Consider the following 13269-nt stretch of genomic DNA (forward strand, 5'->3'; position numbering starts at 1 on the left):
GTAGCTCAGTTGGTAGTAGCACCTGACTGTTAATCAGGTTGTCGCAGGTTCGAGTCCTGCCTTCGGAGCCATTTTTTATTTTGGGGAAGTACTCAAGAGGCTGAAGAGGCGCCCCTGCTAAGGGTGTAGGTCGGGTAACCGGCGCGAGGGTTCAAATCCCTCCTTCTCCGCCATGGGCCCGTTGGTCAAGTGGTTAAGACACCGCCCTTTCACGGCGGTAACACGGGTTCGAATCCCGTACGGGTCATACTAAGTGCAGTAGATGAATTTACATCTACTGCACTTTTTAATTTACTTGATATTTAGATTTATAACTTAGCTATAATAAATGAAAGCCTACACAGAATGATTAAACTGTGTAGGCTTGTTTTTTTTTAAAATAGTGATTAAATTTTTCGTCCTTTTCCATATGGGATGCAAAGAGGTGTACCAAAGATTGGATCTGTCGTCATTTGGCAATCAAGGTCAAACACATGATTAACTAAATCAGTGGTCATAATTTCTTCTGGTTTCCCTTGACGATAGACACCACGGTCACGCACTGTAATAATATGATCGGCATAGCGACAAGCAAGATTAATATCATGTAGGACCATAATAATAGTTCGCTTTTGCTGTTGGTTCAATTCGTATAGTAAATCTAAAACGTCTATTTGATGAGTTAAATCTAAGTATGTCGTAGGCTCGTCTAAAAGAATGATATCTGTATCTTGAGCAAGCGTCATAGCTATCCAAGCACGTTGACGTTGTCCTCCTGATAGCTCATCTACTGGTCTATCTTGTAAATGCTCAGTGCCTGTAGCTTTTAAAGCGTTTAAAACGATTTCTTCATCCTTTTCAGTCCACTGTTGTCGCCAACTCTGGTAAGGATAGCGACCTTGTTTCACAAGTTGTAGGACAGTTAACCCTTCTGGTGCAACAGGAGATTGAGGAAGAATAGAGAGGTTTTTAGCCACTTGTTTTGTTGATAATTTAAAAATATCCTCACCGTCTAATAAAACGGAGCCTTTTTTAGGTTTTAATAATCGAGCAATGGAGCGTAAGAGTGTGGATTTTCCACAGCCATTCGCTCCGATTAATACAGTAATTTCATTCAAAGGAATAGATAAATTGAGATCTTCGATAATATTAAAATCACCATAACTTAATGTTAGGGATTTGGTTAATAAAGATTCAGTCATGTAGTATAGACTCCTTTATTTTTTAGGGTTTCTAAATAATAAATAGATAAAGTAAGGAGCACCGATAGCAGCAGTAAAGACGCCTGCGGGTACTTCTAATGGGCTAAATGCTGTACGACCTATAATATCTGCAACCATTACAAGCAATGCACCAATTGCAGCGGATGCTGGAATAAGTACACCGAACGATGAACCAACAATGCGTCGTGCAATATGAGGAGCCATTAATCCTACAAACCCAATAGCACCAGCAAATGCTATGGCACTCGCTACTAAACTGGAACATAATAGAATTAAGTAAAGGCGTGTTTTTTGAACAGGCTGCCCTAGGCTTGATGCTGTATCATCACCTAATTCTTGAACATTTAACTGCCGAGTAATAAAAAAGGTTATAAGTAGAAGTACAATAATCAATGGAACAACGATTTGTACTTGATCCCAATCCGAACTTTTGACACTACCCGTAATCCATTTATTCGCTTCACTTGCTTGATAAATTGGGCCGATAATCATTAACATTGTAGTAATTGCTTGCATGAATGCCGACACGCTAATACCGATTAAGACAAGACGATTTGGTGTGACACCATCTTTCCAAGCAAATAGGTAGACTATACATCCGACGATAGTAGCACCTATGAATCCTGCTAATGGCAACCACTCTATACTAACTGTTAAAGAGTGATTAGAATCACTGAAAATGGCTAAGAAACCAACAACCGCTGCCCCACCACCAGCAGATATGCCGATTATATCAGGTGAGGCAAGTGGATTTTTAATGATTCCTTGTAAAACTGCACCTGCGACGGCTAACGCCATTCCAGCAAACAAGGCCATGAAAATTCGAGGCATTCGAAAATCAATAATAATCAGTTGATCAAAATCTGAGCCGTAACCAAAAAAAGCTTGTAAAACTTTAAATGGATTGATGAATGAATCACCAAATGATGCACTAAGAAAGAACACGGCAAGAGTTAGTATGCAAATCACTGTTAATTTTTTTATAGCTTGTACATCTATTAAAAATGAAATTTTTTGTTGAAGTAAACGAATTGTTTTTACATGTTTCATTATTTTTTTCCACCTTTTCGCGCAAGGTAAATAAAGAATGGTGTGCCAATCATAGCAGTCATGACGCCTACTGGAACTTCTTGTGGCATGATAATATAACGAGCCGCAACATCAGCCAGCAATAAAAGTATCCCCCCAAGTAAAGCAGCCATAGGAATAAGCCATCGATGATCAGTGCCGACAAACTTGCGCGCAAAATGGGGAACGACAATCCCTATAAAACCAATGGGGCCAGCAATTGCAACTGCTCCCCCTGCTAAAAAAATAACAATAAGACCGACCAATATCTTCATAAGTCCTAAACGTAAACCAAGACCTCTTGCTACATCATCGCCAAGAGCGAGAATATTCATTTTGGGGGAAATGATGAGGGCAGCAATCCACCCAATTACTAGATATGGTAGAACAGATAGTAGAATTTCAAGTTTTCTACCTTGTACAGAACCTGCTAACCAAAACAAAACTTGATCAAGCTCTGCTTCATTTGTAGCGAGTAAACCTTGCGTAAATGATGCAAATAGGGCACTGATGGCAGCACCAGCTAAAGTTATTTTCACTGGAGTAACAGCATCTCTACCTGAGAAACTAATCCCATAAACGGATAAAGCAGCGATTGCTGCACCAAGAAATGCAATCCACGCAAAAGATTGCAAGCTTGAAATGTGGAAAAAAATCATGGCAAAGACAACAGCAAAGCCTGCTCCTGCATTAATGCCCAAAATTCCAGGAGAGGCTAATGGATTTTTCGTTAAGGTCTGCATAAGCACGCCTGTAATAGCTAATGAAGCACCAACGCAACTGGCTATAAGAGCTCTTGGAATTCGAACATTTTGAATAATAAGATGCTCATTTGAATGGTTAAATTGTCTAAAAGATTCATACGTAGTTTGAATAGAAGTATTTGCATAACCATACACAATACTGATCCCCATAGAAAGAAGTAATAGTATGACTCCTACTAGTAAAGCAATCATTTTAGAATAATTATTTTTTAATATCATATTTAACGTGTACTCTTTTCTTGGAAAATTAATAAATTAGTTATTGACATTGATAGTTACATACAATACGATTAATATCGTTCTTAGACAGATGAAAGTGATTTTCATTCTCGTCAAATATGCTTAAACATTTTATCATATACATTGGAGGAAGAAAAGGTGCAAAAAGCTTTTCCAAAACTATTAGTTTTACTAGCTGTGGTTGCTATTTTTGTTCTGGCAGCATGCGGTACTTCTAAAGATAATGCCAAAGAAGAAAGTACAAAAGAAAGCAATGCTTACAGTGTTGACCATGCAATGGGGACAACTGAAGTAAAAGACACACCAAAACGTATCGTTGTTTTAACTAATGAAGGAACAGAAGCATTATTAGCTCTAGGTATTAAACCAGTAGGTGCTGTTCAATCTTGGACAGGCGATCCATGGTATGATCACATCAAGGATCAAATGGAAGGTGTAGAGGTTGTCGGTATTGAACATGAAATAAATATCGAAAAAATTGCTTCTTTAAAGCCAGATTTAATCATTGGCAATAAATTACGACAAGAAAAAGATTATGCTAAACTTAGCAAAATTGCTCCAACTGTGTTTTCTGATACATTACGTGGTGACTGGAAAGAGAATTTTAAATTATACGCTAAAGCAGTAAATCAAGAAACAAAAGGTGAAGAAGTTCTAAAAGCTTACGAAGATAAGTTACAAGCTCTGAAAGAAGAACTTGGAGAACAAACCAACCAAGAAGTTTCATTTGTACGCTTTATGGCCGATAAATCTCGTATCTATTACACAGATTCATTCTCAGGTGTGATTTTTGATGCTTTAGGATTTAAACGTGTTGCAGCGCAAGCAGATTTATTTAAAGATAATGCTAAACTAGGAAACTTAGCGATTGAAGTAGGGAAAGAAGCGATCCCTCAAATGGATGGGGATGTTATTTTCTACTTCACGTACATGCCAACAGGCGATGATTCAGCACTAGCAACTGAACAAGAATGGACACAAGACCCGCTTTGGAAAAACTTAACAGCAGTCCAAAAAGGCAAAGCACATAAGGTGGATGATGTCATTTGGAATACGGCTGGAGGCATTTTAGCTGCGAATATTATGCTAGATCAAGTGCAAGAAATCTTTGTTAAATAATTTTCTTATAAACTATACATGTATCGATGTTCGATACATGTATAGTTTTTTTATTTCCTAATATATACTCTCCTGGTACTTTAAAGTTAGATAGACTATGATGTAGAGAGTGATCATAAATTGAGGGGGATGGCGATGAAGGAAAAATTAAGGTGGGTTTATAATCAGCATTATTTAGAGCAAGATCATATAAAACAAGCAACAGCAATACTTCCATATTTTTCACTAGATCAAGTGAGGAAGGTTGGTCAATTTCAGCGTACATATAAGCAATTTGAGAAGACACCACTCCATCATCTTGAGGCACTATCTTCATATATAGATGTAGAAAAAATTATGATTAAAGATGAATCTTATCGATTTGGTTTAAATGCCTTTAAAGTTTTAGGCGGTATTTATGCAATTGCGCAATATGTTGCCAATAAGCTTGGAAGGAATATAGAGGAGCTATCGTTTGAACAGTTAAAAACTCCAGAAGTAAGAGCGCAAGTAGGCAATCTAACATTTATTTCAACGACAGATGGAAATCATGGTCGTGGTGTGGCATGGGCTGCAAGAGAACTGGGTTTTCAAGCAAGAATATATATGCCAGCTGGTAGCGCCGCTGAGCGGTTACTGCATATTAAAAGTGAAGGGGCTTTTGCTGAAATTACGACAATGAATTATGACGATACTGTTCGTTATACCTCACAGCTTGCACAAGAAAATGGCTGGGTCTTGATTCAGGATACGATGTGGGAAGGCTATGAAGAAATTCCATTATGGATTATGCAGGGGTATACAACCCTTGTACAGGAGATTGATGAACAGATTCAGCAAGCCCCCCAACACATGTATTTTTGCAAGCTGGTGTGGGGTCCTTTGCCGGAGCAGTAGTAGCATTTTTACAGCAATACTATGAGCAGGATATTACATTTGTCTTGGTTGAGCCACATGTCGCTAATTGCTATTATGAAAGCTTTAAGAAAAATACAGATCAATTTGTCACTGTTGGTGGGGAGATGCAAACTATAATGGCAGGTCTTGCTTGTGGTGAACCGAATCCACAGGCTTGGCAAATCTTAAAAGCCTTCATAAAAATAAGTATCTCGTGTGAGGAAGAAATAGCAGCAACAGGTATGCGCGTTCTAGGAAATCCTTTAGCTACAGACACTCGCATTATAGCTGGTGAATCAGGAGCGGCGCCATTTGGTTGCTTTTATGAAATAATGACGAATGAACAATATAAGGAATTAAAACATGCCTTGCACCTAAATGAACAGGCGAAGGTGCTGTTTATTAATACAGAGGGTGATACAGATAAAGAGAGTTATCGAGAAATAGTATGGCATGGGAAATATGCGAATCAATAGCAAACTAGTGATTTACTAGTTTGCTATTTTTACTTTTGTAAAAGGATTTGAAAGTATAATTAAGTTTAATTAAATTTTTTTACTTTAACTCTTGACCTTAACGTTGCGTCAAAGCTTACAGTAGCATTAGTGGAGGTGATGAGATGGAATATACCATTCAGGAGCTTGCTCAACTATCGGGTGTTAGTACAAGAACATTGCGTTATTATGATGAAATTGGATTGCTGAAACCAGCAAGGACCAATGAGGCAGGTTATCGATTTTATGGCCAATGGGAGGTCGATATGTTGCAGCAGATTTTATTTTACCGTGCATTAGATATGAAATTAGCGACAATTCAGGCTATTATTCAAGCACCAAATTTTCAGCATGCTGAGGCGCTCAAAACACATAGAGCTGCTTTGCTTCAACGCAAAGAGCAGCTGGAAACGATCTTACAGACAGTAGAAAAAACAATACAATCCATTGAGGAGGAACAACCAATGTCAAATGAAGAAAAATTTAAAGGCTTTAAAGAAAAGTTAATTGAGAATAACGAAAAGCAGTACGGCAAAGAAATCCGTGAGAAATATGGGAATGAAACAGTAGATGCATCCAATGCTAAGCTTATGAACATGACGGAGCAACAATATCAAGCGATGCAACAGCTAGAACAGCAAATGTTTGAACGTTTAGCAGAGGCAATGAAACTTGGAGATACTACAAGTGACATTGCGATGGAAGTGGCAGAGTTGCATAAACGCTGGCTCAACTTTACGTGGAAAGAGTATTCCAAAGAGGCACATGCAGGGCTGGCACAAATGTATATTGCTGATGAACGCTTTACAGCTTATTATGATGAACGTGGTGAAACAGGAGCAGCAAAATTTTTGCATGACGCCATTATAGCTTATACAAGTAAGTAAATAGGTCTTCCTTATGCTGACATGTTTTAGAAATCGTAAAATAGGAAAAAATGAAAGCATGAGGAGGAGATTATTGTGGATCAACAAGTAATGCAACAATTAAAAAGACAACTAGAGCAAGAATTACAAGAAATAGAACAACGAATAGAAGAATCAGAGCGACCTCAAGCGACAGAATTATCGAATTATGATAATCATCCAGCTGATAATGCAAGTGATTTAACGGATCAGCTTACAGAAATGGCTATTGATGAGCATCGTGGTGATAATGCTGAAGAAATAAAAGAAGCTCTTCAAGCAATGGCAGACGGTACATATGGCAATTGTACCGTCTGTGGTAAAGAAATTCCAATTGGTCGCTTAGAGGCAATGCCGCAAGCTCTGACATGTGTGGAACATGCAGAAAAGAAAGAAGACAATTTACGACCAGTGGAAGAAGATGTTCTTTCTTCGACACCAAAATCAGATGATTTTATTGAGCTGGAGGAATTCGGCTCTTCTGATACACCACAGGATAAAATTTAGTAAGTTTTTCCTCGCAGAAGCAGTATAATAACTGTAGAGGTGAGGATATGAAGATTATTGATTTACATTGTGATGCGCTTTTAAAATTAACTACTCTTGAAACGGCTAATTTTGCTGAGGATGTACGAATACATGCTAATCAAAAAAGATTGCAATTAGGGCAAGTAGAGGCGCAAGTGTTCGCTATCTTTATTGACCCAACAATCCCACAAAGTCTACAATTTCTTGAGGTCATGCGCCAAATCGAAGCATTCCATACTCACGTATTACAAACAGAGGGCATGGTGCATATTACAGATTGGGCACAGTTAGATCAATTAGCTCCCCACGAAATAGGAGCCATTTTAAGCTTAGAGGGCTGTAGTGCCATTGGCGAAGATTTAACAAAACTAACAGCTGTCCTGGATGCAGGGGTGAAATTAGTAGGTTTAACGTGGAATGAAGAAAATGCTGTGGCCCATGGTGCTGAACAGGATGCAACTCTTGGTTTAAAGCCATTTGGTAAAGAAGTTATACAATTATTAAATGAACGCGATATTATTATTGATGTGTCCCATCTAAATGAGCAAAGCTTTTGGGATGTCTTGCCGCTTGCAAAGCATATTATTGCAAGCCATAGTAATGCACGTGCACTATGTGATCACCCGCGTAATTTAACTGATGCCCAGGCAAAGGCACTTGTTGAGGTGGGAGGACATATCCATGTAGTTTATTTCCCACTCTTTATTGGCGAGGGTGCAACACTAGACCATTTAGTGGGGCATGTGGAGCATTTAGCAAAACTGGTAGGTGTGGAGCATATTGGATTAGGCTCTGATTTTGATGGGATTGATAGGACTGTCAGTGGCTTAGCCCATGCAGGAGAGGCGCAAAATTTACTAGAGGCATTACGTACACGCTTTTCAGATGAAGAAGTGTATGGTATTGCAAGCCAAAATTTCCGATGCTATGTAAAAAAAGAAGCAACCCGTTAAGGCTGCCGCATCTTAATAAAAGAAATAATGAATTAATAAACCGATTCCTAATAGGAAGCCGAAGAATGTATTTGTTTGCGCTGTATATTTCATCGCAGGCATTACCTCTTTGGCTTCTTTTTTGTCTCGGAAAATTTGAATGGCACGTAATGGTTTTGGAATACTTAGGAAGATGATTAATGCCCAAAACGTAATACCATCAACTGCTACAAGAGCAATCACCCATAAATAAGAGACGATAAAAAAGCCTGATAACACGGAAATGGCATTATCACGTCCTACCAAAATAGCTAAGGTTTTTCGTCCGCCCTCTGTATCACCAACAATATCACGTATATTGTTCGATAGCATAATGGCACCGACTAAAATCATGCTTGGTACAGAGAGCAAGACAGCATCTAATGTTACTGTAAGCGCTTGAATATAGAAGGCAATTAATACAATGCCCATCCCCATTACTGCGCCAGAAACAATTTCACCAAATGGCGAATAGGCGATTGGGTATGGTCCACCTGTATATAAAAAGCCAATAAGCATACAAACAAGTCCGACAACAGCTAACCACCAAGATGTTGAGGCACATATGTAAATGCCAAGAAGCATGGCAATAGCATAAAAGCTTAATGCAATCATCATAATTGTTTTTGGCTGTACACCATGACGGACAATCGTTCCGCCAATCCCGACGGAATGCTCGTTATCTAATCCTAATTTGTAATCATAATATTCATTGAACATATTCGTTGCTGCTTGTATAAGCATACTTGCAATGAGCATAGCAAAAAATAGTCCAAAATCAATTGTTTCTTTTTCAATTGCTAAGGCAATTGCTGTTCCTAGGAATACAGGAACAAATGAAGCGGTTAAAGTATGTGGACGTGTTAAATGCCACCACACTTTAAAACCCCTATCAGCTTCAATGACTTTGGTCATAAGGTCTTTCTCTCCTTCAAATGTTGTCGACTCTTCTTATTTTAAACGAAGATTGAGAAAATGGGTAGGTTCACAGCTTATTACATACTGTTTAATGAAAAAAAGTGATACAATAGAACATGCATTTATGAACTGAAAATAAAAAAGAACAATTAGCAACAGTACGAATAACGTGTTGCCAACTAAAATATGATGTGTTATTTAACCATCATTCATTATGTACATTGCAACAACGGAGGTAATTTTCATGCAACAGAAGTGGTACCAAGCCACAGAAGTAGAAGTGGACTCTTTGGGCCAAAGCCTTCATTTTTATATGGAAACAATTGAAGTAAGTCGCCTATCTGCACTGGCGTTCTATGCAGCTGGCGAGGAATGTTATAAAGGTGAACGATTTTATTGGCGAAATAGAGAAAAAACAATGACATTAGTTGGGCTAGGACATGCTCATACTATTCAAAACAACGCTAAAGAAAACCGCTTTGATGCAGTTGAAGCGGAATGGAAAAACATAACGAAAAACTGTCCAAAAGGTCAACAAGCGTTACAACCAATTTTGTTTGGCGGTTTTACATTTGATCCTCAAAATAATGTAGATGGGGAATGGACGGATTTCCCAGAGGCTTATTTTGCATTAGCAACGTTTCAACTGGTGATACGCGATGATAAAGCATACGTAAGTATTCACCTTTTGACACAAGACCAACAGGCTGAGGATCAGTTCGAAGCGCTAAGAAAAGAGCGCGATCATTTAATCCATGCAGCTCAGGTTAAAGAAGTGAAAACGTATACAAAACCTGAAATCACAAGTTATTTTGAACCATATAAAGAGCCTTATTTAGCCTCAATCGATCAAGTGACAGCATTAATTAAACAGAAAAAGGCAGATAAAGTGGTCATTGCACGATCACTTGCTTTGCAATTTAAAGAGTATGTATCCGCACCACAAGTACTTTCTCAAATTATTCATGAACAACCAGAAAGCTATTTATTTGGTTTAGAGCATAGACATTTATTATTTTTCGGAGCATCACCTGAACGACTTGTGAAGGTAGAAGATGGTCGAGCCTTTTCTTCTTGTGTTGCTGGCTCAATTAAACGAGGTAAGACTGCAGAGGAAGATGAGGCTTTTGGACAAAGTTTATTAAATGACCCTAAAAATGGCGGAGAACATCAGTATGTTGTGGATATGATTGCGGAAACATTCCGTAAAAATTGTGTGGACATGACGGTGCCAGATAGACCACGCTTGTTAAAAATACGAGATATTCAACATCTGTATACGCCTGTTGAAGGTCAGTTAAATCAGGATGCAACAATCTTACAATTGACTAAATCATTACATCCAACACCCGCTTTAGGTGGTGTACCACGCAAAGAAGCATTGGCAGCCATCCGTAAATATGAGCCGATGAATCGGGGACTGTATGCAGCGCCAATAGGCTGGTTAGATGCAGAGGGTAACGGTGAATTTGCAGTTGCCATACGTTCAGCAGCCTTACTAAATGATAAAGCTTATTTATATGCAGGCGGTGGAATCGTCGCAGATTCAGAACCGCAATCTGAATATGAAGAAACATTAGTAAAATTCCGTCCAATGCTTCGTGCGCTAGGGGGACAATTACATGAGTGAACGAAAAATACTAACAGATTATGTTTATAAAATGGTCGCATCGCTAGTGCAAGCTGGTGTAGAGAATGTTGTCGTTAGTCCAGGCTCACGTTCAACACCGCTTGCTTATGCGGTTGCTTCTACTAAACAAGTAAAAATGTATCGGCAGGTAGACGAGCGCTCAGCAGCATTCTTTGCGCTAGGGCTTGCTAAGGCAACTACTAAGCCTGTGGTTCTTTTATGTACATCTGGTACAGCAGCAGCTAACTATTTTCCTGCGATTGTGGAGGCAAGCTATGCACGTGTACCATTAATCATTATAACAGCTGATCGCCCACATGAATTGCGTGAGGTAGGCGCTCCACAGGCTATCAACCAACCCAATTTATATGGTTCACATGTGAAGTGGAGTGTTGATTTTCCGTTAGCAGATGGTGCTGAACCAACATTGCCCTTTATTGAGCGTCATCTTGCTCGTGCGGTAGCCATTGCCACGAGCGCACCTTTTGGACCAGTCCATATTAATGTACCTTTCCGTGAACCACTATTAATTGATTTACAGCAGGAGCTACCAGCAGTGACATTTAAGCACAGCAGTATGGGACAATTAACCCCAACACGCGTGGATCAACAGGAACTAACCTCTATTATACAATCAACTAAAAGAGGCTTTATGATCATTGGTGAGTTAGCTCTTGGTACAGAATTATCCATTGTTTGGGAATTTGTACGTCAGCTGAAGTGGCCTGTCATTGTTGAAAGTTTATCGAATATGCGTACATCCGTACCAGAGGATTGTTTACCATATATCGTGTCAACCTATGATGCCATTATGAAGAGTGATGACTTCAAAGCACTGGTGCAACCAGATACAGTAATCCGAATAGGGGCACAACCAGTTTCGAAGTTTATGATGCAATTTATTACAAAGTCACGTCCAAATGCGTATGTGATTATCGATGAAGACCCTATGTTTAGAGATGCTACAGGCGTTTCTACGCATTTTATTCATGCGAATGTCGATCAATGGCTAACAGAATTGGCTATCACTGAAACGGCTATCGAGGAAACCTACTTAGCCGAATGGCAAAAAGCAAATCAGCTTGCTTCTATGTTTATTGAACAATACGCAGAGGTAGAAAAAGATGAAGGGGCTATAGTCAGTCGTTTACTCAAAATGATTCCTGACGGTAGTGATATTTTCGTTAGCAGTAGTATGCCAGTGCGAGATATTGATACATTTTTATTGGCTACACCGAAAGATTTACGTGTTTTTGCCAATCGAGGAACAAACGGGATTGATGGTGTCGTATCAACAGCAATCGGTTTCAGTCAGGGAAATAATCGAGAAAGTTATTTACTGATTGGTGATTTAGCCTTTTTACATGATGTGAATGGACTCATTGCTTCCAGATATCAGGAATGTAACTTAACGATTATTGTGATGAATAATGATGGTGGTGGTATTTTTTCTTATTTACCACAGTCAACTGTTGAAGATCACTATGAGGATTTATTTGGCACACCAACAGCTCTTGAATTCCGTGACATTGCACATATGTATGATATGGACTATGTACGTGTGGAAACAATTTCTGAGCTTTCTGAGAAATTTTCAACATGTAAAAACCATTCTTTACGATTAGTTGAAATATTTACAGATAGAACCGAGAATGTAAATGCACATCGAGGTCTATGGAATCGAATTAATGCGGAGTTAAAAGCATGACAAAGTGGATGATTCGTGGTCTTGAAACCCATGTCGATATATGGAATGAAAACGGTGAATATACAGTCGTTGCCTTACATGGATTTACTGGTAGCTCAGCAACATGGCATAATCTAGCACAAGCTCTACCTCATGTGCGTGTTATTGCCGTTGATTTAATCGGACATGGTCAAACAGCTATTCCACAGCACGTACAGCGTTTTTCTATGGAGGAGCAATTACAGGATTTAGAAGAACTATTTTGTCAGCTTCATTTAGAGAAATTTACGCTGTTGGGCTATTCAATGGGTGGAAGAATCGCTTTATCCTATGCCATTTCGTATCCAACTCGTATCCATCAGCTCATTTTAGAAAGTGCATCTCCTGGCTTGCGAACAATGGAAGAGCAAAATGAACGTTGTAAGCGAGATGAAGCACTAGCGCAAAAAATAATGACGAATGGTGTACTGTCCTTTGTCAATGCTTGGGAAAGTATACCGCTTTTTGCTTCACAGCAACGTCTACCTAAAACTGTAAGAGAAACTATTCGAGAAGAGCGACTATCACAGAAAGAAGAGGGACTTGCTGGTAGCTTGAGAGGTATCGGGACAGGCGTTCAACCTTCAAATTGGGATAGATTGTCGCAACTAGAAATACCTGTCCTGTTAATTACAGGTTCATTGGATGAGAAATTTTGTAAAATTGCACTAGAAATGAAAGCGCTATTAAATACTGTTAAGCATTTAACAGTAAATGACGCTGGACATGCAATTCATGTGGAAAATCCCGCTGAGTTTGCTACAATAGTAGAGGAGTATTTAACGTAATAAACGATTACGTTAGCGCCTCGCTAGAAACGAGACGAAT

13 protein-coding genes and 2 tRNA genes are annotated in these 13269 nt (G+C 38.9%); 11 read left to right on the forward strand and 4 right to left on the reverse strand.

The window, feature by feature from the left end; translation table 11 throughout:
• The first annotated feature begins 82 nt into the window (after positions 1-82).
• A tRNA-Ser gene (locus tag EW028_RS13475) sits at positions 83-173 on the forward strand.
• A gap of 2 nt (positions 174-175) precedes the next feature.
• Positions 176-247, forward strand: a tRNA-Glu gene (locus tag EW028_RS13480).
• A gap of 139 nt (positions 248-386) precedes the next feature.
• Here the strand turns inward: EW028_RS13480 and EW028_RS13485 are convergent.
• The 3 genes from EW028_RS13485 to EW028_RS13495 are packed head-to-tail and all read right to left on the reverse strand — an operon-like array spanning position 387 to position 3253.
• On the reverse strand, positions 387-1181 hold the full coding sequence (locus tag EW028_RS13485; RefSeq protein WP_131521247.1) for an ABC transporter ATP-binding protein: 795 nt from the start codon (positions 1179-1181) through the stop codon (positions 387-389).
• A 15-nt stretch (positions 1182-1196) separates the two neighbouring features.
• Complete coding sequence (locus tag EW028_RS13490) at positions 1197-2252, reverse strand: FecCD family ABC transporter permease (protein ID WP_048391031.1); 1056 nt, start codon at positions 2250-2252, stop codon at positions 1197-1199.
• Positions 2252-3253: a FecCD family ABC transporter permease gene (locus tag EW028_RS13495; protein WP_131521248.1), complete on the reverse strand. Its 1002-nt coding sequence runs from the start codon at positions 3251-3253 to the stop codon at positions 2252-2254. Before EW028_RS13495 ends, EW028_RS13490 begins: the two co-directional genes overlap by 1 nt.
• Positions 3254-3412: 159 nt before the next feature.
• Here EW028_RS13495 and EW028_RS13500 point away from each other — a divergent pair, with 159 nt between their 5' ends.
• The 6 genes from EW028_RS13500 (at position 3413) to EW028_RS13520 (ending at position 8149) form a co-directional block, all read left to right on the forward strand.
• Positions 3413-4393, forward strand: coding sequence for an ABC transporter substrate-binding protein (locus tag EW028_RS13500; RefSeq protein ID WP_131521249.1), 981 nt, complete (start codon positions 3413-3415; stop codon positions 4391-4393).
• 135 nt (positions 4394-4528) lie between these two features.
• A complete protein-coding gene (locus EW028_RS25895; RefSeq protein ID WP_250783550.1) occupies positions 4529-5269 on the forward strand; it encodes a diaminopropionate ammonia-lyase in 741 nt (246 codons plus the stop codon).
• Positions 5233-5745 carry a pyridoxal-phosphate dependent enzyme gene (locus EW028_RS25900; RefSeq protein WP_255501647.1) on the forward strand — a complete coding sequence of 171 codons (513 nt, stop codon included), beginning with the start codon at positions 5233-5235 and terminating at the stop codon, positions 5743-5745. The genes EW028_RS25895 and EW028_RS25900 overlap by 37 nt, the downstream gene beginning before the upstream one ends.
• 143 nt (positions 5746-5888) lie before the next feature.
• Entirely contained in the window at positions 5889-6650 is a 762-nt protein-coding gene (locus EW028_RS13510; RefSeq protein ID WP_103118696.1) for a MerR family transcriptional regulator, read from the forward strand.
• Between the two features lie 75 nt (positions 6651-6725).
• Positions 6726-7175: a TraR/DksA C4-type zinc finger protein gene (locus tag EW028_RS13515; protein WP_131521250.1), complete on the forward strand. Its 450-nt coding sequence runs from the start codon at positions 6726-6728 to the stop codon at positions 7173-7175.
• Between the two features lie 47 nt (positions 7176-7222).
• Positions 7223-8149: a dipeptidase gene (locus tag EW028_RS13520; RefSeq protein ID WP_131521251.1), complete on the forward strand. Its 927-nt coding sequence runs from the start codon at positions 7223-7225 to the stop codon at positions 8147-8149.
• A 12-nt stretch (positions 8150-8161) separates the two neighbouring features.
• On the opposite strand, the gene EW028_RS13525 is transcribed toward EW028_RS13520, so the two are convergent.
• Entirely contained in the window at positions 8162-9082 is a 921-nt protein-coding gene (locus EW028_RS13525) for a 1,4-dihydroxy-2-naphthoate polyprenyltransferase (protein ID WP_016992515.1), read from the reverse strand.
• Between the two features lie 247 nt (positions 9083-9329).
• On the opposite strand from EW028_RS13525, the gene EW028_RS13530 reads away from it, so the two are divergent.
• The 3 genes from EW028_RS13530 to menH are packed head-to-tail and all read left to right on the forward strand — an operon-like array spanning position 9330 to position 13229.
• Positions 9330-10715 carry an isochorismate synthase gene (locus EW028_RS13530; RefSeq protein ID WP_131521252.1) on the forward strand — a complete coding sequence of 462 codons (1386 nt, stop codon included), beginning with the start codon at positions 9330-9332 and terminating at the stop codon, positions 10713-10715.
• Positions 10708-12423, forward strand: coding sequence for a 2-succinyl-5-enolpyruvyl-6-hydroxy-3-cyclohexene-1-carboxylic-acid synthase (gene menD / locus EW028_RS13535; protein ID WP_131521253.1), 1716 nt, complete (start codon positions 10708-10710; stop codon positions 12421-12423). The genes EW028_RS13530 and menD overlap by 8 nt, the downstream gene beginning before the upstream one ends.
• Entirely contained in the window at positions 12420-13229 is an 810-nt protein-coding gene (menH, locus tag EW028_RS13540) for a 2-succinyl-6-hydroxy-2,4-cyclohexadiene-1-carboxylate synthase (protein ID WP_131521254.1), read from the forward strand. The genes menD and menH overlap by 4 nt, the downstream gene beginning before the upstream one ends.
• Positions 13230-13269 lie beyond the last annotated feature (40 nt).

It is taken from the genome of Lysinibacillus sp. OL1 (genome assembly GCF_004332175.1).
In the GTDB taxonomy this organism is placed as follows: domain Bacteria; phylum Bacillota; class Bacilli; order Bacillales_A; family Planococcaceae; genus Lysinibacillus; species Lysinibacillus capsici.